Raw genomic sequence first — 23812 nt, forward strand, 5'->3', positions numbered from 1 at the left:
GAACGTAGGTTGTTACCTTTCGGTAGCTGTAACAATGGAAACCATGACTGAAGCCGAAGTATTTCCTGCCCCTGTTGTCCTGTGGTCCCATGAGGAGGACCAGCGCGACGGCAGGCCGCTGCTGGTACTGCTGCACGGCTACGGCGCCAACGAACAGGACCTGCTCAGTCTGGCTGACCTGCTGCCCGGGGACTTCGCCGTCGCTTCCATCCGGGCTCCCATCGCCATGGGCCCGGGGTTCACCTGGTTCCCGCTGACGGCGTCCATTGACTACTCCCTGGAGCGGGTCAAGGCGGCGTCGTCCTTTGTGCTGGACTGGATCGACACCATCAAGGTGGGGCACCCCTCGGTTTCCCTGCTCGGCTTCTCGATGGGAATGGCCATGGCCACCACGCTCCTGCGGCAGCGGCCCACCGATTTCGCGGCCGTCGTTGGGCTCTCAGGCTTTGTGGTGGACGCAGGCGACGACCCCAGCTTTAGGGACGACGAACTGGATGGCACCGTTCCCCTGTTCTGGGGCCGGGACCAGCAGGACCCCGTGATTACCCCGGACAAGATCGACTACACCATGGGCTGGGTCCGCAAGCACGTCAAACTCACCAAGGTCCTGTACACAGGCATGTGGCACGGAATCAACCAGCAGGAGATCGGCCACGTGGGTGAATTCCTCACTCACGAAGTCCTCAAGAAGTAGGCGGACGACGACGGGTGCGGGCCCGGGCAGGTTAACCTGCCTCGGGTGCCACCACCCGGACCGTTTGCCCGTTGACCGTGACGGTATCGCCATTGTGCAGCTGGCGGCCGCGGCGGTCGTCGATCTCCCCGTTGACCTTGACGAGCCCGTTCTTGATGAGGTCCGCCGCCTCAACGCCGTCTTCCACCAGGTTGGCGAGCTTGAGCAGCTGGCCAAGGCGGATCATGCTGTCGCGGATGGGGATGTCTTCAACACGGTTGCTCATGAAGCAATAATGCCTGACGTAAGGTGGATTCAGTGACCTCCACCCATCGCCTGCCGTTGCTTGCAGGCCTTCCCTTAGCGGTGGGCGCAGGCCTTGCCATTCCCCTGCAGGGCCGGATTAACGGTGCGCTGGGTGCCCGGTTGAACGACGGCATCGCCGCTTCCGTGGTGAGCTTCAGCACAGGGCTCGTGGTGATGATCCTGATCTCGCTGCTCCTGCCGCGCGGCCGGGCCGGTCTGGCCAGCATCCTGCCGGCTGTCCGCACCCGGGCGTTTCCCCGGGTCTACGTCCTTGCCGGCGGCATTGGGGCGCTGTTCGTCTTTGCGCAGTCCTTTACGGTGGGCATCCTGGGCGTTGCCCTCTTCACGGTTGCCACCGTCACCGGGCAGACCGTCAGCGGGCTGCTGGTGGACCGGCTGGGGATTGGGCCGGCGGGCCGGAAGCCGGTCACCGGGATCCGGATTGTCGGCTGCCTCTTGACCATTGCCGCCGTCGCCTGGGCTGTGTCCCCGCGGTTCGCCGCGGGCGCCGGGCCCGGAACAGGGTCCGACGGCGGGCCGGCGGACTTGCTGCTTCCGCTCCTGCTCCCCGTCGCCGCCGGGTTCCTGATGAGCTTCCAGCAGGCCATGAACGGAACAGCCACCGTTCACTACGGCACACCGATCGCCGCCACCCTGGTCAATTTCGTGGCCGGTTCGGTGGTTCTCTGGACGGCATACGCCATCAAGCTGGCCGTGGTTGGCGCGGGCAACCCGCTGCCGGGGGAGTGGTGGTACTACGTCGGCGGCCCGATGGGATGCGTGTTCATCGGCCTGGGCGCACTGCTGGTCCGCAGCCTGGGCGTCCTGGTCACGGGCCTGGGCATGATCGCCGGGCAGCTGCTCGGCTCGCTTGCCCTTGACGTGATCCTGCCGGCGCCGGGGACCGTGGTTGCCCCGGCCACAGTGCTCGGCACGGTCCTGACGCTGGCCGCCATCATCCTGGCAACCCTGCCCTGGCCGCGGGGCGCGCTCCGCAGGTAGGCACCGGTAGGCTAGGACACGCAGCTTTTTCGCATCTTTCCTTCATCCGCCCCCGCGGCAGCCAGCGGTCATGCGCCTCCGGCTTGCCCGGGGCCTGAAAACCGCGGACCGCACCCAGCGGCCCTGTAGAAATTGGAGTTACCCCATGGCAGCAAAATCCGTTCTCGACCAGGTCATTTCCCTCTCCAAGCGGAGGGGCTTTGTGTTCCAGGCCGGTGAGATCTACGGAGGTTCGCGCTCTGCCTGGGACTACGGGCCCCTCGGCGCCGAGCTGAAGGAAAACATCAAGCGCCAGTGGTGGCAGTCAATGGTCCGCGGCCGCGAGGACGTGGTGGGCCTGGACTCCTCCGTTATCCTGCCCCGCCAGGTGTGGGAAGCCTCCGGCCACGTTGAGGTCTTCTCCGACCCGCTGGTGGAGTGCCTTTCCTGCCACAAGCGCTACCGCGCGGACCACCTCGAGGAGGAATACGAGGAGAAGAAGGGCCGCCCCGCCGAGAACGGCTTGAAGGACATTGCCTGCGCCAACTGCGGAACCCGCGGTGAGTGGACCGAACCGCAGGAATTCAGCGGCCTGCTCAAGACCTTCCTTGGCCCGGTGGCCAATGAGGAAGGCATGCACTACCTGCGCCCGGAAACGGCCCAGGGCATCTTCGTGAACTTCAACAACGTCCTCACCACCTCGCGCAAGAAGCCGCCGTTCGGCATCGGCCAGATCGGCAAGTCCTTCCGCAACGAGATCACGCCCGGCAACTTCATTTTCCGCACCCGCGAGTTCGAGCAGATGGAAATGGAGTTCTTCGTCGAGCCCGGCACCGATGAGGAATGGCACCAGTACTGGATGAAGGAGCGCATGTCCTGGTACACCGGCCTGGGCATCCGCGAGGAAAACCTGCGGTTCTTCGAGCACCCGCAGGAAAAGCTGAGCCACTACTCGAAGGGCACCACGGACATCGAGTACCGCTTTGGCTTCCAGGGCTCGGAATGGGGCGAGCTGGAAGGCATCGCCAACCGCACCGACTTTGACCTCTCCACCCACGCCAAGGCCTCCGGCCAGGACCTGAGCTACTTCAACCAGGCCACCAACGAGCGGTACACCCCCTACGTCATCGAACCGGCGGCAGGCCTCACCCGCTCCTTCATGGCGTTCCTGGTGGACGCCTACACCGAGGACGAGGCGCCCAACGCCAAGGGCGGCGTGGACGTCCGCACCGTCCTGAAGCTGGATCCGCGCCTGGCCCCGGTCAAGGCCGCCGTGCTGCCCCTGAGCCGCAACGAGGACCTGTCACCGAAGGCCAAGGACCTTGGCGCGCAGCTGCGAAAGAACTGGAACATCGACTTCGACGATGCCGGCGCCATCGGCCGCCGCTACCGCCGGCAGGACGAAATCGGTACCCCGTTCTGCATCACGGTGGACTTCGACACCCTTGAGGACCAGGCCGTGACCATCCGCGAGCGGGACACCATGAGCCAGGAACGCGTTTCCCTGGACAAGGTGGAGGGCTACCTGGCCGCACGCCTGATCGGCGCCTAGCAATGGCCATCGAATACCGCGCATGGCGCGAGGGCGACGATCTGGCCCTCCTGGAGATCTGGGGTGGCCCCGAAACGTACCAGGCCCGGCAGTTCCGCGGGGCGCTGACGGTCTCATCGGCCGGGGGCAGCGGCACGCCCTGGCGCCGCTGCATCGTCGCCGAGGATGTAGTGGACGGCGTCGGAATCCCGGTGGCGGCGGGCGTCGTCTACGAGGCGTCCCTGCACCCGGAACGGCTCTGGACCTACATCGAGGTGGCGCGGGACCATCGGCGCTCAGGCATCGGCGCGACGCTCCTGACCATGCTGCGCCGGGAAGCGGAGCAGTCGCCGTCGGGCGTGTCAAAACTCCGCGCCAAGGTGGAGCCGGGCACCCCGGGTGCCGCCTTCGCTGAGCACTTCGGCCTTTCGCCCATCCAGCGCTCCCGGCTGGTGGTAGTTGAACCGGGCGCCCTCCGGCTTCCGGTGTTCCCAGCGGATGACGACGGCGGCAGGCCGGCCAACGACGAAAACGCCGGCTCCGACGTCGTGATGGACCTGGCCACCGGCTCAGTGGAACTGACCGACGTTGTGGGCCGCTACTACACCGCGATCCACGGTTGGGATTCCCCGGGCGTGCTGTCCGTGGGCCAGGTGCAGCGGCTGTTCCTGGACGACCTCACCGGTGCCCATGGCGCCATCGTGCTGCGCGCCCGGCCGGAATCCGCTTTTGGTGCCGGTGTGGCCCCAAGCAAGAAGGGGCGGATCCGTGCCTTTGCCGTCAGTTATGCGGCGCCGGCAGACCCTGACGCGGCACCAAACCAGGAGGACACCGGGCCGGAAACGCCAACGGACGTCTTCGTCGGCCACGAGCCAGCGCTGGACGCCGATGATGCTGCCGAGGCGGTCCGGGACATGCTCGCCCTGATTGCCTACCAGCACCCGGTCATGCTGGAACTGGACGATTCGATGACGGCCTTGCGCGCCGCCGTCGAGCCGCTGCTGGAAAGCGGCAAGGCACGCCTCGCCGGGCCGGAAACCCTGGTGGTCTCGGACTAGGCAGCATCCAGGTGACTCGCAGTTGACGCTCCCATCAGGCGATATCGGGACGTTAGCTGCGAGTCACTTACTGCGTCAGCTTCGTTTGGGTGGCCATGGCATGAAGCTGCTGGTCGCTTCAACGTACTCGCGGTAACCAGGCCGTCCGGACATCGCCTGCTCCGCCAGCGGCTTGCCCGTCTTCGCCGCCAGGGTCCACACCATTAATGCAGGCGAGAGGACGGTCAGGATTCCCGGCCATGAGTCGGCGGCGATCAGGAACAACCCTGTCCATACGGCGGCGTCGCCAAAGTAGTTGGGGTGCCGGGTCAGGCGCCACAAGCCGGTGTCCAAGACAGTTCCACGCCGGCGCGGGTCCCGCTTGAACTGCTGCAGCTGCCAGTCGCCCACGCTCTCGAAGAAGAACCCGGTGAGCCAGAGCAGGACGCCCAGGACGGCAAGCCAGCCCAGCCCGCCAGTGGCGAACATTCCAACCTGGACGGACAGGGAAACGAAGAACATCACCAACCCCTGGGGCAGATAGACCCGCCGCAGCGCATAAATATCCCTGTTGCCGGGGGCAGTGCCAAGCAAAGCAACGTACCGCGGGTCCTCGTGGCCGTCGCGGGCGCGCCAGCCGATATGGGTGCCCAGGCGCAGGCCCCACACCGCGGTCAGGAGCAGGAGCAGCAGCCGCCTGGCGTCATCGCCTTCCCCGGCGGAGAGGAACCAGGACACCGCGGCAACCGCCACGAACCCGGGTCCCCATGCCACGTCCATCACCGAGTGGCGTCCCTGCCGGACGGCCACGGCGTAGGTCACCGCGAGGACGGCGACGGCGGTCAGCGCCGTCCAGGGCAGGCCGGCTGCAAAGTCCGCCCAGGGGAAGGGAGTCACAGGGTCACCTGAAGTGATGACGCCGGCAGCAGTTGCTCAAACCCCCGTGGCAATTCGACGTCAGCCCCGGTTGATTCGCCGAAGGCCTTCAGGACAAACCCGGTGGAGAGCGTGTGCCACAGCCGGACTTTGCGGAACATAAAATGCCCTGCGCCTTTCAGGGCTACGTACTGCATGGATTCAGCATCTGCGGCGGCATGCCGGGCAAAAGCGAGCGACGCCGACGGGCTGGTCCACCTGTCGATGGTGCCGTGGACGATCAGCACCTTCCGCCCAGCCACTGCCGAGACCGGAGTCCCGGGGCTGAGCCACGGCGCCAGTGCCACAACTGCTTCCACCTGCGGGTGATCGGCAGCGCAGACAGCGGTCAGGCCGCCCATCGAATGCCCCACCAGGAACACGGGAACGCCGGGATGCTGGCTGCTGATCTGCTCCAGGGCCCAGCGCGCGTCCTGCAGCGGCGTCATGTCAGCCCCGTTCCAGCCGCGCACGCTGTTGCGAAGGGACCAGACCGCAAGGCCATGCTTTCTGCCGGCCCGGTGCAGGTGCCTTGCGAAGGGGACCATCCTCGCAGGGCTCAGGTGGCGCGCCTCCACCGGCTCGCGGCTGTGCGACTTTCCGCCGTGCAGCACCAGCGCAACGCCCAAGGTAGGCCCGGACGATGGAAGCACGCTGAGGACGGCCTGATGGGCCCTTTCGGGGCCCCTTCCTGCGGCCCCGGAACTCCCACTTTCCTCAGTACTGCCGTTGGCCATGCCCTGTTCCTTCCAGTTCTGGCGATCCATTTATCAACCCTATGGTGCCGGACGTAGAGTTCAACGTATGAGGTTCTACTGCTGATGGGGTCCGGTCACTCCCACGCTTCTACAGGTCATTCGGAGCCGACGCCCCAGGCGATGGCCGCGCGCCGGAAGGCAAACCGCATCCTCGCGGCGGTGCTGATTCCCTTGACCCTCCTGACCCTGGCCGGCATGGCAATGCTGTGGCCCTCCGGGAGCAAGGAGGGAGTCTCCCTGGCCAACCCGTACTCCGCCGCGCCCGGTGTCACGTTCGACACCGGCACCATCCAAAGTGTGGTCGCCGAAAACTGCATGCAGGGTGTGGCCCAGCAAGGCCAGCAGCCTTCGGGCGAACAAAGCCAAAGCCAGCAGGGCCAAACCCAGCAGGGATCCGAGTGCACGTTTGCCTTCACGGAACCGGATCAGGGCGGAAGCCCGGTCAAGGTGGTCATCAACCCGGACGTCGCGAAGTCGCACGGGGTCAAACCCGGTGACCAGATCCGCTACCTGAACCTGTCCAACGCCCAGGGCGCCTCAGGCTCCCAAGGTTCGCCGGCCTTTATTTTTGTTGACTTCGTCCGAACCCTGCCCATAGTCCTGCTCGCACTGGTCTATGCCGTGGTGGTCATCGCGGTGGCCCGCTGGCGGGGCCTGCGGGCACTGATCGGACTCGTGGGCGCCTACTTCGTGCTGGCCAGCTTTATGCTTCCCGGCCTGGTGGAAGGGAAGCCACCGCTGCTGCTGGCCCTGGTGGGATCCACCGTGATTATGATTGGGGTCCTCTACTTCGCCCACGGCTTCTCGGCCCGGACCTCCACCGCCCTCCTGGGCACCATGTTCGGGCTGGGGATCACGGCGCTCCTGGCTGCCTGGGCCACCGGCGCCGCGAACCTCGCCGGCGTGGGCAACCATGAAGCGACCACCCTGGTGAACACCTCAGCCAACATCTCCATCTCGGGCGTGATCCTGTGCGGGCTCATCATCTCCGGGCTCGGTGTCCTCAACGATGTGACCATCACGCAGTCCTCCGCCGTGTGGGAGCTGTACGAGCTGGCCCCCGGAAGCAGCGCCCGGAAGCTGTTCACCTCAGCGATGCGCATCGGGCGCGACCACATCGCCTCCACCGTCTACACCATCGCCTTCGCCTACGCCGGCGCGGCCCTGCCGATCCTTATCATCGTGATGCTCTACGACCGCCCGCTCGCCGACACGCTCACCAGCGCGGAACTGTCGGAAGAGGTCATCAGGACCCTGGTCGGTTCCATCGGCCTGGTCCTGGCGATCCCGGTCACCACCCTGATTGCGGTGCTGGTGGTCAAGGCGACCAGTTTACGGGGAGCGGAGCTTCCGGGGTCCGGTGCCGGCGGAACGGACACAGCAGGAACAGGCACGGCAGGAACAGGCACGGCAGGAACGGACGACGGCGACAGTGCAGCCGGCGCTGCACGTTCGGGCGGCGCTGTACGTTCGGCCCGTGCGGCCACACACGCGGCCGTTAACCCGGACGACGTCAACGATACGGGGACCCTCGCCGCGGCGGCCCTGCAGACAAGGCGGGGCCGCAGGGCGGCAGAGCGCGACTGACGGCAGCGGTGGCCTGGAAACGGGCCGGAACTGTCGGCGCCGGTTGCCTTGGGGACGGAGCGGAAGTGCCGGCACTCCCGATTTGCCCGGCTTTGCAACAATGGATAGGTGACTGTTGCAGCAACTACTCCCGCACCCAGGCTGGAACTCCCGCCCCTGAAGCTGGGCCCCATCACCGTGGACACCCCGGTGATCCTGGCGCCCATGGCCGGCATTACCAACTCGGCTTTTCGCAGGCTCTGCCGCGAATACGGCGGCGGCATGTATGTGGCGGAGATGGTCACCTCCCGCGCATTGGTGGAGCGGACGCCGGAATCCCTCCGGATTATCTCGCACGACGACGACGAGAAAGTGCGTTCCGTCCAGCTGTACGGCGTGGACCCGGTGACCGTGGGCCAGGCCGTGCGGATGCTGGTGGAGGAAGACCGGGCGGACCACATCGACCTGAACTTCGGCTGCCCCGTTCCCAAGGTGACCCGGCGCGGCGGCGGCTCGGCCCTGCCGTGGAAGATTGACCTCTTCACCTCGATCGTGCAGACGGCCGTCAAAGAAGCCTCCAAGGGCAACATCCCGCTGACCATCAAAATGCGCAAGGGCATCGACGACGACCACCTCACCTACCTCGACGCCGGCCGGATCGCACGCGACTCCGGCGTCGCCGCCGTCGCCCTCCATGGCCGGACGGCAGCCCAGTTCTATTCGGGACAGGCCGACTGGTCCGCGATCGCGCGCCTCCGCGAGGCGCTGCCGGACATTCCGGTGCTCGGCAACGGCGACATCTGGTCCGCGGAAGACGCGGTGCGGATGGTTCGCGAAACAGGTGTGGACGGCGTGGTGGTGGGCCGCGGCTGCCAGGGCCGGCCGTGGCTGTTCGGCGACCTGCAGGCCGCGTTCGAAGGCAGCGACACCCGCTTCCGGCCGAACCTGCGCCAAGTGGCCGAGGGGGTGTACCGCCACGCCGAACTTATGGTGGAAACCTTCGGTGACGAAGGCAAGGCTCTGCGCGAGATCCGCAAACACATCGCCTGGTACTTCAAGGGCTACGTGGTGGGCGGCGAACTGCGCACCCGGCTGGCGCTGGTGACCAGCCTCCAGGTGCTGCGGGACACCTTGGCCGAACTGGACCTGGACTCGCCATACCCGGGAGGCGACGCCGAGGGTCCCCGCGGCCGCGCAGGCTCGCCAAAGAAGCCCGCCCTGCCCAAGGACTGGCTGGAATCCCGGGCGCTGAACGCGGACCAGTCGCGGGACATCTCCGCTGCGGAACTGGACGTCTCCGGTGGCTGAGACCAGGACCAGCGCACCGGTGCTGCCGGGCTACGACAGCCATGATTCGGCCCGCTGGGTGGAGGAACCGCCCAAAAGCGTTTACCGTTCCGACTTTGAGCGTGACCGCGCGCGGGTGCTGCATTCTTCCGCGCTCCGCAGGCTGGGCGCCAAGACCCAGGTGGTGGCGCCGGACACCGACGACTTCGTTCGGACGCGCCTCACCCACAGCCTCGAGGTGGCCCAAGTAGGCCGCGAGCTGGGCCGCGCCCTCGGGTGCGACCCGGACGTGGTGGACACCGCCTGCCTGAGCCACGACCTGGGCCACCCGCCGTTTGGCCACAACGGGGAATCGGCCTTGAACGAGGTTGCACACGCCATCGGCGGCTTCGAAGGCAACGCCCAGACCCTCCGGCTGCTGACGCGCCTGGAACCCAAGGTGCTGACGGCGGACAACCAGCCGGCCGGGCTCAACCTCACCAGGGCCAGCCTTGACGCCGCAGCCAAGTACCCCTGGTCCGCGCTGGAAGCCCCGGTGATCCACGGGCAGCGCACCAGCAAGTTCGGTGCCTATGAGGACGACCTGCCCATCTTCAACTGGATCCGCGAAGGTGCCCCCGAACGCCGGTCCTGCCTGGAGGCCCAGGTGATGGACCTGGCCGATGACATCTCCTATTCGGTGCACGACGTCGAGGACGCGATCGTTGCCGGACACTTCCAGCTCCGTTGGATGGACAACCCGGACCACCGTGCCCGGGTAGTGGGGTACGCCAAGCAGTGGTACCTCCCGCACAATGATCCCGCCGCCATCGATGCCGCCCTGGCGCGGCTGGAGGCCACGGACGTGTGGGTGCGTGAAGCGGACGGCAGCCGCAAGTCCATGGCGGCCCTGAAGAACATGACCAGCCAGTTGATCGGCCGGTTCTGCCAGAGCGCCCTGGAAACCACCCGTGCCGTTTACGGTCCGGAGAACCTCACCCGGTACAACGCCCAGCTCATGGTGCCGGATGAGACCGTTATGGAGATCGCCGTCATGAAGGGCCTGGCCACCACCTTTGTGATGACCACCGAGCACCGCCAGCCCATCTACGAACGCCAGCGCGAAGTACTGCACGCCCTGGTCACGGCGCTGAGCGCCACCGGCGACCGGCACCTTGAGCCGATGTTCGCGGCTGACTGGCGGGACGCGCCCGACGACGGCGCACGCCTTCGCGTAGTGATCGACCAGGTGGCGTCACTCACTGACGGCTCGGCGCTGGCCATGTACGAACGGCTGGTGGGGAGCCTTCCGTCGCTGTGGTGAGGTATGCCATAGGGCGCCCGTCGCCGTCGTATCCCGGGGCTAGGATGGCTCTGTGCCTGGGCTGATCAAACGTGAAGATATCGACGAAGTACGCCAGCGCACGGATATCAAGGAAGTGGTTGACGGCTACGTCACGCTCAAGGGCGCCGGCCTGGGCACCTTTAAGGGTTTGTGCCCGTTCCATGACGAACGGTCGCCGTCCTTCACTGTCCGGCCCCAGGTGGGCCGCTACCACTGCTTCGGCTGCGGCGAGGACGGCGACGTCATTGCCTTCGTCCAGAAGCAGGACCACAGCTCCTTCCAGGAGGCCGTGGAAAAACTGGCTTCCCGGATTGGTTATGAGCTGCGGTACGAGGACGGCGGGACCGGTCCCAGCCGCGAGGAAGTGGGGCGGCGGCAGCGGCTGCTGGATGCCCACAAAATCGCCGACGAATTTTTCCAGGCGCAGCTGCTGACACCCGGCGCCGCGGAGGCGCGGACCTTCCTGCACGGCCGCGGGTTCGACCGTGCCGCCGCAGAACAGTTTGGCGTGGGGTACGCCCCGCAAGGCTGGGATGCGCTGCTGAAGCACCTCCGCGGCCGGGGCTTTACGGACGCCGAGCTGAAACTCACCGGCATGTTCTCCGAAGGGAACCGGGGCATCTACGACCGGTTCCGTGGCCGCCTTATCTGGCCCATCCGGGACATCGCGGGGGACACCATCGGCTTCGGTGCCCGCAAGCTTTACGAGGACGACCAGGGCCCCAAGTACCTGAACACCCCCGAGACCACCCTGTACAAGAAATCCCAGGTGTTGTACGGGATTGACCTCGCGAAGCGCAACATCGCCAAGGACCGGCAGCTGGTGGTGGTGGAGGGCTATACGGACGTTATGGCCTGCCACCTGGCGGGGATTCCGACGGCGGTGGCCACCTGCGGCACCGCGTTCGGCACCGAGCACATCAAGATTGCCCGCAGGCTGCTTTCGGATGACGGCACCGGGGGAGAAGTGATCTTCACCTTCGACGGCGACGCCGCCGGCCAGAAGGCAGCCCTGCGCGCCTTTGAAGAGGACCAGCGCTTCACGGCGCAGACATTTGTGGCCGTGGAGCCCTCGGGGGCCGATCCATGCGACCTGCGCCAAAGCAAAGGCGACGAGGCAGTACACGCGCTGGTGCAGTCCCGGCGTCCGCTGTTTGAATTTGCCATCCGCACCACGCTGAAGCAGTTCAACCTGGACACCGTGGAAGGCCGCGTGCAGGGACTGAAGGCCTCGGTTCCGGTGGTTGCCGCCATCCGGGACGCTTCCACCCGCACGGGCTACTGCCAGGCGCTCACGGGCTGGCTGGGAATGCCGGACCCGAACGAGGTGCTGCGCCTGGTTACGGCAGAAGTCAAGAACGCCGCGAAGCGTGGCGACCAAGGCGGGCCTCCTGCCCCCGGTCCCCGGACTCCCTCAGGCGCCGCCCAACCGGGCGGACCCGGGGTAGCTGCCGGGCCGCCGTCGGGCGCTGTCCCGTCCTTCCACCGCCCGGACCCTCGCGATCCGGTGGCTTCCATGGAGCGGCAGGCGCTGGAGGTTGCGCTGCAGGAGCCGGCTCTGCTTGCCGGCGGAATCTGGGAACGCTTCTCCGCGGCCCGTTTCGCCACCCCGGCCTTCCAGGCGGTCCATGACGCCATGCGGGCCACGGACCCGTCCCTCACCGCTGACCCCGTGCGCTGGGTGGAGCACGTGATGCACGAGGTCCCCGAGCCGCTGCGGCCGCTGGTATCTGAACTGGCCGTGGTGCCGTTGCCTGCCAGTACGGAGGAAGCAGTGCAGAAATACTGCCGGGACATCCTGTCGCGGCTTTTCGAGCTCCAGATCACCCGGGTCAAGGCCGAGAAGATGGGCCAGCTCCAACGGCTGGACCCCGCCGCGGATCCGGAAACGTACCAGCGGCTCAACCGGGAGCTCATGATGCTGGAAATGGAACGCCGTGCCCTGCGCTCTGATGCCTAGGACTGGCCCCTGTTGTTCCCGATTTCGCTTCCAGCCAGGGTGTTTGCTAGGCTAATACCCGCTTCATTCCTCCTTAGCTCAATTGGCAGAGCATTCGACTGTTAATCGAAGGGTTGCTGGTTCAAGTCCAGCAGGAGGAGCGCACAATCCCCGTTCCGGGCCTCCGGAACGGGGATTTTTTTATGGTCGCGAACCATAAAATGGCCGGCAAAAGCGCCGATTTCCCTAGCCCGGAATCCTTTGCTAATGTCATACCTGCTTCATTCCTCCTTAGCTCAATTGGCAGAGCATTCGACTGTTAATCGAAGGGTTGCTGGTTCAAGTCCAGCAGGAGGAGCCAACAGAAAAATCCCCGTTCCTCCACCGGAGGGACGGGGATTTTTTCTTTCCTAGACGAAGTCCATTTCCACTTGGAGGAACCGCTCCGCCTCGGCGATCGCGGCGAGAAACGCCTCGTGTTCCGTGGGCGACTTCCGCGGCTGGCGCGGGTTCCACTCATGGGGCGCGGAATGGACGCGGACAAAGCCCGAGTCCGGCGGCGCGTAGAAGATGCCGAAGCGCTGCACAGGCCACTCCGGAGAGGTTTCAGGAGCCACCAGCAGGGCCGCTGCGTAGGCGGGGTTGTGCCACTGGGCGATGGGCCGGCGGCGGTCCTCAGTGAAGAGTCCAGCCGCGTAGAGGGCTGCCGACTGCTCGCCGCTCTGGGCACACAACCGGTCCCACCACAGTGGCAGTATCCCGGTATCGCACCGTTGCCACGTGGCCGGAAGTGGCGGATGATCCTGCCAGCTGGGCACGGACACCATTTTATCCCGGGAGTGGCGGCACAGGCAGATGCCCGCGCAGATGCGGAGGGCAGGTACGCCGGTCCGATGCGGAACGCGCGGCGGCTACCGTCTAGGACTCGTCACGCCGGTTCCACGGCCCGGGGTTGACCCGGTACAGCAGGGCCGCGCCGGCCACCACTCCCAGGGCGATCCCCATGGCCGGGTTGCCCAGGGGCCGCCCCGCGAAGTAGCCGGCGACGGCGCCCAGCACCGCGCCGAGGAAAAGTCCCCGTCCGTTCCGGTGCGGCTTTCGTTTCATGCTTTTCACGGGGCGGACCGCTCAGTGGATCGACGGCACGGTGCGCGGCCGGACCACAAGCCAGAGGGCCGCGATGGCGAGCAGGATGCAGGCTCCCTGGACGGCGCCCATGGGAGCGGCGCTGGTGATGCCCAGCCAGCCAACGACAGGGGAGATGAGCCCGGCCATCATGAAGGTCGCGAAACCGAGCAGGGAGGCCGCGGTGCCGGCCTGGGCGGCATGGCTTGCCAGGGCGAGCACCTGAACGCAGGGGAACATAAAGCCCGTGCCCATGATGTAGAACCACAGCGGCACCAACACGCCCCAGAGCCCGAATCCCAGCTGGTCGAACACCACGATCAGCATGGCCATAACGAACATCCAGGCCGTGGCGCCAGCAAGGATCCACTGTGGCGGTACCCGCCTGATGAGGCGCGAACTCGTCTGGATGCCGGCCACGATGCCCAGGGAATTGATGCCAAACAGCAGGCCGTATTCCTGGGCGGAAAAACCGAAAACGTCCTGGAACAGGAAGGGTGAGGCCGAAAGGTACGTGAACAGCCCGCCGAAGTTCAGGCCGGCCACCATCAGCAGGCCAACAAAGACCCTGTCCGTGAAGAGGATCCGGTAGCGCTGGCGGGCAGTCAGCCCGCTCTGCTGGCGCTTCTCCGGCGGCAGCGTCTCGCGCACCAGGAACAGGGCGGCCACGATGACCAGCGTGCCGTACGCGGCGAGGAACACAAAGATTCCCGGCCACGGCATCACCAGCAGCAGCTGTGAGCCGATGACGGGGGCCAGGATCGGTGCCAGTCCGCTGACCAGGGACATGCGGGAAAACATCTTGACCAAGGCATAGCCGGAAAACAGGTCCCGCACCATGGCCATGGCCACAACGCCGCCGCCGGCGGCACCCACGCCCATCAGGACGCGGAAAATGCCCAGGGTGGTGATGTCCGTGGACAGGGCGGCGCCGAGCGACGCTGCAATGTGCAGGGCGGTGGCCAGGATCAGGGGAGTCCTGCGGCCGAACCTGTCGCTGAACGGGCCCACCACCAACTGGCCAAGGGCAAAGCCTACGGTGGTCCCGGCCAAGGTCAGCTGGACCTGGGCCTCGGTTACGCCCAGGCTTGCTTCCAGCGCGGGAAAGGCAGGAAGGTAGAGGTCGATCGTGAACGGACCCAAGGCCGTCAGGGCGCCGAGAAGGAGGATGTACAGAAGTTTCCGGCGGCGGCTCAACAGATCGCCCGGATTGCTGGGGATGGTCACGGAAATCAATCCTAGGCCGGGGCAGGCAGGAATTCTGCAGCGTTGTAGGCCGCGCCGTCCGGCAAGCCCGGAGGTTCGCCCTTAACCTGAATGATAGTTTTGGTGCCGGGGACTGTGCAGCTGCACTTTCCCGCAGCACATGGAAGCCGAATCGACCATGAAACAGTAAGGCGGAACCGATGAGCGGACGTCACAGCGGGCGGACCAGCCAGGGATTGCGTATCGCTGCGCTGCCCAGGACGCTTAAACTCCTTTTCCGGTTGGCGCCCCGCCAGCTGAATGACGAAGTCGCTTTCGCGAAAATAGAGCTCAAGCGCAAGGGCATCCAGGTCGGGGTTGCCGCAGCTTTCCTCGCCGTGGCCCTCGTCTTCCTCCTCTTCCTTGTGGTTGGACTGATTGTTGCCGCAATCATGGGCCTGGCCACCATCATGCCCGCGTGGCTGGCCGCCCTCCTGGTCTCCGCAGCATTCCTGCTGATAGCACTCATCGGCGGCCTCATCGGCATGCGTAAGTTCAAGAAGGCCATGCCCCTGCTGCCCGAGGAAACCATCCGAGGCATCAAGCACGACATCGGCATCGCGAAGGAGGGTTCGGCCTTCAACCCTGCGATCCTCGATCCGCAGAGTCCCGAAGCCAAAGCTGCCAAGGCGGCCAAGGCGGAGGCCGCTGCGAAAGCCAAGGCGGAAAAGGAAGCCAAGGCGGCGGAGCACAACCAGGAATTCCCGCAGGCATCAGAGCCGGAACTCGCCCGCCGCCTGAACCAGCGCCGCCACCACCTCACCGAGGTCCGCGACGACCTCGGCGAAGAGCTCGACGTCAAAACCCAGGCGCAGTTCCTGCTGGCTGCCGCCCAGGGCAAACTCCGGCAGGGCCAGGTTCTCGCGGGCCGGGGCAAGGATCTTGCCGGGCACCGGCTGGCAGCTCTGTCGGAGTCCGAAGGCGGCCTCGGAAGCCGCTGGAAACCACTGGCTGCCCTCGCGGCTGCCGGTACCGTGTTCGTGGTCCTGGTCCGCAAGCTCCTCCGGACCTACTAGCAGCCGCCTTTTCGACGGCCTTGGCGGCGGGCAGCGCGTGGCAGGGGCGCAGGCAGAAATCATAAGTCCGCGCCCGGAGGGCAGCAGGAAGGAAAGGGGGACGGCGTGAAGTTCATCGGTGCCGGCTCCCGTCCCGGACGCCCGCAGGTGGATCACGACCGCGTATTCACCATCCCCAACCTGTTGACTGTCGTGCGGTTCATGGGGGTGCCGCTGTTTGTCTGGCTGGTCCTGGCCCAAAAGGAATACGGCGCCGGCGTGGTGGTCCTCGCCGTGATGGCAAGCACCGACTGGATTGACGGCTACGTCGCGCGGCGCTTCGACCAGGCTTCCAAGCTCGGCAGGGTCCTCGATCCCATTGCCGACCGGCTGGCGCTGATTGCCGTCGCCGTCACTTTGGTGATTGCCGGCGTCGTGCATTGGTTGTACCTGGCCGCGCTGGTGATCCCGGACGCCGTGCTGCTGGTCCTCACCCTGTCCTTCTTCGGCGGCCATCCGGACCTTCCCGTCAGCGTCGTGGGCAAGGTGCGCACCGGGCTGTTGCTCCTGGGCACGCCGATGCTGGTCCTGTCCCGGCTGGACACCCTATTCTCGGATGAGTTGTTCGTCGCCGCGTGGATAGTGCTGGGACTTGGCCTGATCGGTCACTGGATCGCCGCCTACAACTACTTCTGGGCCATCCTGCGCAAAGGCAGGATGCAGCAGCATCACGACGGCGGGACCGCCTGATGGTGTGGGTGGCCGTTGTGCTTGCGCTGCTTGGAGCCTTCTGCCTTGCCCTTGGAGCCCAGCGCCAGGGAAGCGCCGTCAAAGCCGACACCGGCGGCCTGGCACTTAGCTCGAACGGTTTCCTCCGCCTCCTTCGGAACCCGCGCTGGGTCTTCGGCCTCCTGCTGCTGTGTGCTGGCATGGCCATGAACGCCGTGGCCCTCGTGTCCGCCCCGCTCACCGTCGTCCAGCCAATCGGCGCCATCGCGCTCGTCATCACAACCGTCATCAACGCCAAAGACCAGGACCTCACCATCAACCGGGCAACCGTGGTGGCCATCGCCGCCTGTGTGACGGGCTCTGCGCTCTTTGTCCTCCTGGCCGTCAACGTCACCCAGGAAAACCACCATGTGAGCCTCGACGCCGAACTCACCATTGTGCTGCTGCTGGCCCTCGCCGTCGGACTCTTCGGCACGCTGGCCGTCATGTTCAAGCACCGGATCAACGCTTTCGTCTACATCCTGGGCGCCGGCGTCCTCTTCGGATTCGTGGCCGTCCTCACCCGGATCATCGGCAAGCACCTGCTCGATCCCAACGGGCTGTTCCTGCTGAACGTGCAGTGGTACTCCGTGGTGGCCCTTCTTGCTGCGGGAGGTCTGGGCTCATGGTTTGTCCAAAACGCCTACTCCTCAGGCCCGCCGGACCTGGTGATTGCAGGACTCACGGTGATCGATCCCCTTGTGGGGATAGCCATCGGCATCGTCATCCTCGGTGAACTCCGCCCGGATGTCCACGCCGTCATGGCCATTGCGATGGGAACGGCGGCATCCCTTGCTATCGTGGGAGTTATAGCCCTGTCCCGGCACCACCCCGAGGTCACGAAGCGCAAAAAAGACGCTCGGAAGGCCGCGGGCAGGCCGTCCCACTAGTCCCTTAGCCAGCAACTACACGAGGCCCCGGCGCCATGCCACCGGCCAACCGTGCTGTCAGTGCCACTGTCCGCACCGTGACCATCAGGAGTTCTCCACGTGACCACGCCCGCAGACCAGCAACCCCTGACCGTCCTGATCGCCGCGGACACCTACCCGCCCCACATCAACGGGGCCGCGCAGTTCGGCTACCGCCTGGCCAAAGGAATGACGGGCCGGGGCCACAACGTGCACGTGCTGGCCTGCCGTGCGGACAACGGGAAGAGCTTCACCGAGTTCCGGTCAGAAGCCACGGTGCACCGCCTCCGCTCGCACGCCGCCCCCACCCATGAGTACTTCCGCCTGTGTTTCCCGTGGGAAATCAAGAAGGAGATCAGCCTCCTTTTTGACCGGGTCAAGCCCGACGTCGTCCACATCCAAAGCCACTACATGATCGGCGAGCATGTCCTGTACGAGGCTGACAAGCGGGGCATCCGTATCGTTGCCACGAACCACTTCATGCCGGAGAACCTCAATCCGTTCCTGCCGTTCCCGCAGTGGTTCAAGAACATCATTGGACGGATCTCCTGGAAGGACATGGGCAAGGTCATGGGGCGGGCTGACGTGGTCACCACGCCCACCCCGCTGGCGGCCAAAGCTATGCACCAGCACGCCTTCCTCCGCAAGGTCCTTCCGCTCTCCAACGGCATCGATTCGGCGGCCTACGAACTTCAGCCGGGCGAGCACATCGAACCGCACCCGCACCCCACGGTGGTGTTTGCCGGCCGCCTCGCCGAGGAAAAACATGTGGATGTGCTGATCCAGGCCATCAGCAAAACACCTCCCGAGCTGAACGTGCACCTTGAAATCGTGGGCGGCGGCGAGGTCCGTTCCTCACTCGAAAACCTCGTCCAGCGCCTCGGGCTGGGGGACAGGGTGAAGTTCCTGGGCCTGGTCACCGACGAGGACCTGCGGAAGACGTATATCAGGGCCGACCTCTTCTGCATGCCCGGGACTGCAGAGCTGCAGTCGCTGGTAACCCTGGAGGCGATGTCTGCCTCGACGCCGGTTGTGCTGGCGGACGCCATGGCATTGCCGCACCTGGTGCGCGACGGTGAGAACGGGTACCTGTTCACCCCGAACGACAGTGATGACCTCGCCAAGAAGATCACCATGGTTCTTGAGCTGCCCGCCGACCAGCGCGCCGCCATGGGCCAGGTCAGCCGGCAGATGGTGGAACCCCACAGCATCGAAGGGACCCTGCAGACCTTCGAGGACCTGTACCGGGGCGCGAGCTTCGAGGACAAAGTGGTCTGAACGCTTTCCGGGATTTGCTAGAGTAATTTTGCCCTGCAGGCACATCCCCTTCCGCGGAGACCAGCCAGGGCATAGGGGGCTATAGCTCAGCTGGTTAGAGCGCGGGACTCATAATCCTAAGGTCCTCGGTTCAAGTCCGAGTAGCCCTACCTCAGAGAGAGCCCGGCTTCCCCTTGTGAACAAGGGGAAGCGGGGCTCTTCTTGCCCTTTGACGCTGGGAACGGCAACGGCGCTTCCACAGGAATACTGCCTCGCGCTTCATGAGTCTGCCTGTATAAGACGGCACCGGCACGACGGCCCACTCTCGCGGCCGGTCGGTTAGTCTTTTGCGATGGCGGACATGGAGTTTAAGAAGCGTTTGGACCAGGTTGAGGCGTTGTACAACGAGCTCCAAGAGTTGCGGCAGCGCGGTACGGCTGCAGGCAAGGAGGAGGCCGTCCTGGCTGAGATGCGCCTGGATAACGCATGGCGGGAGTTGTATGAGTTCATGGAACTACCTCTGTCGCCGGACGCCCGGACCGGTGATGGTGCCGAGTAGTTCCAAGGCACCCTGACCTTGGTTATGGTGGCCAGATGACTGTAACTAATGAAGCTGCGCCGAAGCGCTCCAGGTTCCTGACGGTTGAGCAGGTAGCCGAGGAGTTGGCTATCCGTGAGCCGACTGTCCGCCAACTGTTGACGGCGGGCGAGCTGCGGGGGTTGCAGATCGGCGTCCACCGTACCTGGCGGGTAGCTGCCAGGGATCTGGATGACTACATCGAGCAGGCCTACCGGGTGACTGCTGAGCGGATAGCGTCCGGCGAAGCAGCTGATGATGCGTCTTAGCCCGACGTTGGTCGGTCGTGAACGTTGGCATGCGCCATTGCCATTGCAAGCAACTCCCCAGCGACGCCGAGAAGGACATCGGCTTGTTTCTGCTTGAGGTTTTTGTGCGCGGGCAGGTTCCTGTTTCCTGAGCCTCCAATCTGCGGTATGTTACTGAGCAGTAACATACGGTGCTCCTTCCCGGAGAGCCCCGGTCACCGCTGATCACCTGTGAGGTAACCATGTCCACTTCTGCCGCCGACCTCAACAACCTTCCTTACGCCGATGGCGACTTCTATGCCTTCGAACAGTTGCTGAGCGGAAAGGAGCAGGACCGGCTGGCAGAGGTCAGGGATTTCCTGGCCCGCGAGGTCCGTCCCATCGCTGTTGACTTCTGGAACCGCGGCGAATTCCCCATGGACCTGATTCCGAAGCTGGCGGACATTGACCTGGTCAGTCCGGTGCGCAGGCAGGGCCACTCCAACCTGTTTGCGGGCCTGATGCACGCCGAGGTGACGCGCGCTGATGCATCCATCTCCACCTTTATGGGCGTCCACGACGGGCTTTTCACCGGTTCCATCGAAGCGCTGGCTTCCCAGGAGCAAAAGGACGCGTGGCTGCCTGACATCTACGCGCTCAAGAAGATCGGCGCGTTTGGCCTGACCGAGCCCCTCGGAGGCTCCGACGTGGCCGGCGGAACAAGGACTACGGCGCGCCGCGAAGGTGGTTCGTGGATCCTGAACGGCGCCAAACGCTGGATTGGGAACGCCACCTTCTCGGACTGGGTGGTCATCTATGCGCGGGACCTTGACGACAACAAGGTCAAGGGCTTCCTCGTAGACACCGCGCTGGCGGGTTTCAGTGCGGAGAAGATCGAGAACAAAATCGCACTGCGCACCGTCCAGAACGCCGATATCACGCTGGACAACGTGGTGGTACCGGACTTCTGCAAGCTCGCCCACGCCAACAGTTTCCGGGACGTCAACAAGGTCCTGAAAGTCACGCGCCTCGGCGTCGCCTGGCAGGCCGTGGGGCAGCAGCTGGCCGCGTTCGACGTAGCCCGGCGTTATGCCGTGGAGCGGCACCAGTTCGGCCGGCCGCTGGCCTCCTTCCAGCTCGTCCAAAGCCAGCTGGTGCAGATCCTGGGCAACGCCGTCAGTTCCATGGGCATGATGGTGAGGTTGTCCCAGCTGGAGGACGCGGGCACGGCCAAGGACGAGCAGTCCGCCCTGGCGAAGGCCTTCACCACTGCAAGGATGCGTGAAAGCGTGGCCATCGGCCGGAACCTCCTGGGCGGCAACGGCATCGTTACCGATTTTGAAATGGCCAAGATCTTCGCCGACGCCGAAGCCATCTATTCCTATGAGGGGACGCACGAAATCAACACCCTGGTGACCGGGCGGGCCATTACCGGTATCTCCGCCATCATCTGACGCGCTCCCAGACGGATCCCGCCCTGCGGGTCCGGCCTCTATGGCGGCGCTACGAGCGGCAGCAGGATGGATGGCCGGAGGTCCATCACAAACTGCAGCGGATTCACGTAGTCGTCGCCGCGCCGGACGCCCCAGTGCACGCACGAAGCGGCAGGGCAATGGCCGGGGAGGACCGTGCCGATGGTCTGGCCCGCGCCCACCGCGCTGCCGGCGGGAAGGCTGCTCTCTACCGGTTCGAAGCTGCTGCGAAGGCCGTTGCCATGGTCGATGGTGATGACCGGCCGGTCCACCACAACTCCCGCGAAGCTCACGGTGCCCGCCGCGGGCGAGGTGACCTGGACGCCGTCGGACGCTGTTCCCAGGTCCACGCCGCGGTGGCCGCTGAGCCATGGCTTGGGCGGCGGGTCGAAGCCCCGCACAACGGGCGGGCGGGGGGAGAGCGGCCACTGCCAGGAGGGCGCCGCCTCAGTCCGCGTGGGTGCCGGAGCGAAGGCCAGCGTCTCCCCGGTGGGGGCAAGTGAAGCGGGCAGCAGGAGCAGGGCTGCAAGCAGTGCCGGTGGTGTCATATGCCCAGCCTGCGCCGGTTCGAGAAGGGCCGGGAGGGGCCGGTTGGCCTATGTGGATAAGGCTGGCGGCCGGCGCCGTTGCTGTCCTCCGGGTGCGGGCGCCTGTAGTACACTTGATGGAGCAGTTTGCTGCGCCCTCAACGCTTTCCGTCCGGCGGCTATCCCAACGGTTTTTCCAACGGTATACGCCCCTGTCCGGGTTTGCGTCGGCACGTCTCATTCAGGAGTGTGGGGGAGCGGCAGCTGACTACGCGCATCCAGCCCTCCAGTGGAGGATCATGCTTCTTGCGGTCAGCGCCCCCGGTGCTGATGAGAAGCGCGATGGATGCCAGGAGCACGGCCCGCCCGGGCCACGCTAATAAACCGTCAACTATTGGCAGGGTAAGAAGCCTAGGGGCTTTCTCATGAATGACCTGCCGGAAGGAGCGTCGGCATGCCCGTCGTAACTATGCGCCAGCTGCTTGACAGCGGCGTCCACTTTGGACACCAGACCCGCCGTTGGAACCCGAAGATGAAGCGCTTCATCTTCACGGAGCGCAACGGCATCTACATCATCGACCTTCAGCAGTCGCTGTCCTACATCGACCGCGCCTACGAGTTCGTGAAGGCCACCGTTGCACACGGCGGCACCGTCCTCTTCGTCGGCACCAAGAAGCAGGCCCAGGAAGCGATTGCCGAGCAGGCAACCCGCGTTGGCCAGCCCTACGTGAACCAGCGTTGGCTCGGCGGTATGCTGACCAACTTCCAGACGGTCGCCAAGCGCATCCAGCGCATGAAGGAACTCGAAGAGATCGACTTCGACGACGTCGCCGGCTCCGCGTACACCAAGAAGGAGCTCCTGCTCCTCAAGCGTGAACTCACTAAGCTCGAGTCCAACCTCGGCGGTATCCGCAACCTCACCAAGGCACCCTCCGTGCTCTGGATCGTGGACACCAAGAAGGAGCACCTCGCCGTTGACGAGGCCAAGAAGCTGAACATCCCGGTTGTGGCCATCCTGGACACCAACTGCGATCCGGATGAGGTCGACTTCCCGATCCCGGGCAACGACGACGCCATCCGCTCCGTGAACCTCCTGACCCGCGTTGTTGCCGACGCCGTTGCCGAGGGCCTCATCGCCCGCAACAACCGCGCTACCGGCACCACCGAAGCTCCGGAAGAGCCGCTGGCCGAGTGGGAGCGCGAGCTCCTCGAAGGCAGCAAGGCTGAAGAAGCTGCTGCTCCTGCTGCTCCTGCCGAGGAAGCTGAAGCACCGGCCGCTGCCGAGGCTCCCGCAGAAGACGCTGCTGCTCCGGCTGAAGACGCCAAGTAACACAAGTAAATCCGGATTCTCCGGCGCCGCCTGCGGTGCCGGAGCTGCTGACAGGATGGCGGCCCACCAGGTGGGCTGCTGTCCTGTCGGTCCGTACACCACAACAAATTTCTAGACAGAGGGGTTCACATGGCGAACTACACTGCCGCGGACATCAAGGCCCTGCGCGAGCGCACCGGCGCCGGCATGATGGATGTCAAGAAGGCTCTTGACGAAGCCAACGGTGACGCCGAGAAGGCCATCGAAATCATCCGCATCAAGGGCCTCAAGGGTGCTACCAAGCGCGAGGGCCGCTCCACCGCTGAAGGCCTGGTGGCCGCAAAGGTCAGCAACGGCGTCGGCGTTATGATCGAGGTCAACTGCGAGACCGACTTCGTGGCCAAGGCTGACAAGTTCATTCAGCTGGCTGACAAGGTTCTGGCCGTTGCCGTTGAGTCCGGCGCAGCCGACCTCGAGACCCTGCTCGCCACCGAAGTTGACGGCAAGCCGCTCTCCGAGGTCGTCGTCGAAGAAGGCGCTGTCCTGGGCGAGAAGGTTGTTGTCCGCCGCATCTCCCGAGTCGAGGGCGCAACGGTTGACGCTTACCTGCACAAGACCTCCAAGGACCTCCCGGCCCAGGTTGGCGTGCTGTTCGCTGTTGACGGTGAAGGCGAAACCGCTGCCACTGCCGCCCACGATGTTGCAGTCCACATTGCTGCCATGGCACCGAACTACCTGACCCGCGACGACGTTCCGTCCGAGCTGGTTGAGTCCGAGCGCCGCATCGCCGAAGAGACCGCCAAGGCTGAGGGCAAGCCCGAAGCCGCACTCACCAAGATCGTCGAAGGCCGCGTTACGGGCTTCTACAAGGGTGAGGTCCTGGTTGACCAGGCATTCGCGAAGGACGCCAAGAAGTCCGTTGCACAGGTCCTCGAAGAGGCCGGTGTCAAGGGAACCGCGTTCACGCGTTTCCGCGTCGGCTCCTAGTCGAAACTGCAAGGGGGTGGCCACTTCGGTGGCCGCCCCTTTTGCATGCACGGGGCCGGTTCCGAGCACTGGCCCCAGCAGGATAACCTTTTTTCAGA

The 23812-nt window shown here is 65.3% G+C and carries 24 protein-coding genes and 3 tRNA genes; 20 read left to right on the forward strand and 7 right to left on the reverse strand.

Annotated elements, in window-relative coordinates; all coding sequences use genetic code 11:
• Positions 1–43 precede the first annotated feature (43 nt).
• Entirely contained in the window at positions 44–694 is a 651-nt protein-coding gene (locus tag G6R19_RS09875; protein WP_163164381.1) for a phospholipase, read from the forward strand.
• A gap of 31 nt (positions 695–725) precedes the next feature.
• On the opposite strand, the gene G6R19_RS09880 is transcribed toward G6R19_RS09875, so the two are convergent.
• Positions 726–959, reverse strand: coding sequence for an RNA-binding S4 domain-containing protein (locus G6R19_RS09880; protein WP_163164382.1), 234 nt, complete (start codon positions 957–959; stop codon positions 726–728).
• Positions 960–991: 32 nt separating this feature from the next.
• On the opposite strand from G6R19_RS09880, the gene G6R19_RS09885 reads away from it, so the two are divergent.
• The 3 genes from G6R19_RS09885 to G6R19_RS09895 all read left to right on the forward strand — a co-directional run bounded on the left by G6R19_RS09885 (position 992) and on the right by G6R19_RS09895 (position 4549).
• Complete coding sequence (locus G6R19_RS09885; protein ID WP_163164383.1) at positions 992–1981, forward strand: DMT family transporter; 990 nt, start codon at positions 992–994, stop codon at positions 1979–1981.
• A gap of 145 nt (positions 1982–2126) precedes the next feature.
• Positions 2127–3512, forward strand: a complete 1386-nt coding sequence (locus G6R19_RS09890; protein WP_163164384.1) for a glycine--tRNA ligase — start codon at positions 2127–2129, stop codon at positions 3510–3512.
• A gap of 2 nt (positions 3513–3514) precedes the next feature.
• Entirely contained in the window at positions 3515–4549 is a 1035-nt protein-coding gene (locus G6R19_RS09895; RefSeq protein ID WP_163164385.1) for a GNAT family N-acetyltransferase, read from the forward strand.
• 75 nt (positions 4550–4624) lie between these two features.
• Here G6R19_RS09895 and G6R19_RS09900 read toward each other — a convergent pair whose 3' ends face one another.
• Positions 4625–5425, reverse strand: coding sequence for a DUF1295 domain-containing protein (locus G6R19_RS09900; protein WP_163164386.1), 801 nt, complete (start codon positions 5423–5425; stop codon positions 4625–4627).
• A complete protein-coding gene (locus tag G6R19_RS09905; RefSeq protein ID WP_240341822.1) occupies positions 5422–6210 on the reverse strand; it encodes an alpha/beta fold hydrolase in 789 nt (262 codons plus the stop codon). The genes G6R19_RS09900 and G6R19_RS09905 overlap by 4 nt, the downstream gene beginning before the upstream one ends.
• Positions 6211–6321: 111 nt before the next feature.
• Here G6R19_RS09905 and G6R19_RS09910 point away from each other — a divergent pair, with 111 nt between their 5' ends.
• The 6 genes from G6R19_RS09910 (at position 6322) to G6R19_RS09935 (ending at position 12678) form a co-directional block, all read left to right on the forward strand.
• Positions 6322–7788, forward strand: coding sequence for a YibE/F family protein (locus G6R19_RS09910; protein WP_163164387.1), 1467 nt, complete (start codon positions 6322–6324; stop codon positions 7786–7788).
• A gap of 108 nt (positions 7789–7896) precedes the next feature.
• A complete protein-coding gene (gene dusB / locus G6R19_RS09915) occupies positions 7897–9075 on the forward strand; it encodes a tRNA dihydrouridine synthase DusB (RefSeq protein ID WP_163164388.1) in 1179 nt (392 codons plus the stop codon).
• Positions 9068–10357, forward strand: a complete 1290-nt coding sequence (locus tag G6R19_RS09920) for a deoxyguanosinetriphosphate triphosphohydrolase (RefSeq protein ID WP_163164389.1) — start codon at positions 9068–9070, stop codon at positions 10355–10357. The genes dusB and G6R19_RS09920 overlap by 8 nt, the downstream gene beginning before the upstream one ends.
• Before the next feature lie 52 nt (positions 10358–10409).
• Complete coding sequence (gene dnaG, locus G6R19_RS09925; protein ID WP_163164390.1) at positions 10410–12338, forward strand: DNA primase; 1929 nt, start codon at positions 10410–10412, stop codon at positions 12336–12338.
• A 67-nt stretch (positions 12339–12405) separates the two neighbouring features.
• A tRNA-Asn gene (locus G6R19_RS09930) sits at positions 12406–12478 on the forward strand.
• Positions 12479–12602: 124 nt separating this feature from the next.
• Positions 12603–12678, forward strand: a tRNA-Asn gene (locus tag G6R19_RS09935).
• 49 nt (positions 12679–12727) lie between these two features.
• Here G6R19_RS09935 and G6R19_RS09940 read toward each other — a convergent pair.
• From G6R19_RS09940 to G6R19_RS09950, 3 genes are all read right to left on the reverse strand, one after another.
• Entirely contained in the window at positions 12728–13135 is a 408-nt protein-coding gene (locus tag G6R19_RS09940) for a hypothetical protein (protein ID WP_163164391.1), read from the reverse strand.
• 100 nt (positions 13136–13235) lie between these two features.
• Entirely contained in the window at positions 13236–13424 is a 189-nt protein-coding gene (locus tag G6R19_RS09945; protein WP_163164392.1) for a hypothetical protein, read from the reverse strand.
• A 21-nt stretch (positions 13425–13445) separates the two neighbouring features.
• Positions 13446–14669 (reverse strand): multidrug effflux MFS transporter, encoded by a 1224-nt coding sequence (locus G6R19_RS09950; RefSeq protein WP_205484356.1) that lies wholly within the window; start codon positions 14667–14669, stop codon positions 13446–13448.
• 179 nt (positions 14670–14848) lie between these two features.
• On the opposite strand from G6R19_RS09950, the gene G6R19_RS09955 reads away from it, so the two are divergent.
• The 8 genes from G6R19_RS09955 to G6R19_RS09990 all read left to right on the forward strand — a co-directional run bounded on the left by G6R19_RS09955 (position 14849) and on the right by G6R19_RS09990 (position 20873).
• The gene (locus tag G6R19_RS09955) at positions 14849–15703 is read left to right on the forward strand and encodes a phage holin family protein (protein WP_163164393.1); all 855 of its coding nucleotides are present in this window, start codon (positions 14849–14851) and stop codon (positions 15701–15703) included.
• Positions 15704–15808: 105 nt separating this feature from the next.
• A complete protein-coding gene (locus tag G6R19_RS09960; protein ID WP_163164394.1) occupies positions 15809–16432 on the forward strand; it encodes a CDP-alcohol phosphatidyltransferase family protein in 624 nt (207 codons plus the stop codon).
• A complete protein-coding gene (locus G6R19_RS09965) occupies positions 16432–17340 on the forward strand; it encodes a DMT family transporter (RefSeq protein WP_163164395.1) in 909 nt (302 codons plus the stop codon). Before G6R19_RS09960 ends, G6R19_RS09965 begins: the two co-directional genes overlap by 1 nt.
• Positions 17341–17439: 99 nt before the next feature.
• Complete coding sequence (locus G6R19_RS09970) at positions 17440–18636, forward strand: glycosyltransferase (protein ID WP_163164396.1); 1197 nt, start codon at positions 17440–17442, stop codon at positions 18634–18636.
• 75 nt (positions 18637–18711) lie between these two features.
• A tRNA-Ile gene (locus G6R19_RS09975) sits at positions 18712–18785 on the forward strand.
• Between the two features lie 182 nt (positions 18786–18967).
• Entirely contained in the window at positions 18968–19174 is a 207-nt protein-coding gene (locus G6R19_RS09980; RefSeq protein ID WP_163164397.1) for a hypothetical protein, read from the forward strand.
• A gap of 35 nt (positions 19175–19209) precedes the next feature.
• Positions 19210–19461, forward strand: a complete 252-nt coding sequence (locus tag G6R19_RS09985; protein ID WP_163164398.1) for a helix-turn-helix domain-containing protein — start codon at positions 19210–19212, stop codon at positions 19459–19461.
• Between the two features lie 221 nt (positions 19462–19682).
• Positions 19683–20873, forward strand: coding sequence for an acyl-CoA dehydrogenase family protein (locus tag G6R19_RS09990; protein ID WP_163164400.1), 1191 nt, complete (start codon positions 19683–19685; stop codon positions 20871–20873).
• A 38-nt stretch (positions 20874–20911) separates the two neighbouring features.
• Here the strand turns inward: G6R19_RS09990 and G6R19_RS09995 are convergent, their stop codons facing one another.
• Positions 20912–21439, reverse strand: a complete 528-nt coding sequence (locus G6R19_RS09995; protein ID WP_163164402.1) for a M23 family metallopeptidase — start codon at positions 21437–21439, stop codon at positions 20912–20914.
• Positions 21440–21872: 433 nt separating this feature from the next.
• Between G6R19_RS09995 and rpsB the strand changes: the two genes are divergently transcribed.
• On the forward strand, positions 21873–22748 hold the full coding sequence (gene rpsB / locus G6R19_RS10000) for a 30S ribosomal protein S2 (RefSeq protein WP_163164404.1): 876 nt from the start codon (positions 21873–21875) through the stop codon (positions 22746–22748).
• 129 nt (positions 22749–22877) lie between these two features.
• The gene (tsf, locus tag G6R19_RS10005; RefSeq protein WP_163164406.1) at positions 22878–23714 is read left to right on the forward strand and encodes a translation elongation factor Ts; all 837 of its coding nucleotides are present in this window, start codon (positions 22878–22880) and stop codon (positions 23712–23714) included.
• Positions 23715–23812 lie beyond the last annotated feature (98 nt).

Source organism: Arthrobacter sp. Alg241-R88 (assembly GCF_900537115.1).
Lineage (GTDB): Bacteria > Actinomycetota > Actinomycetes > Actinomycetales > Micrococcaceae > Arthrobacter.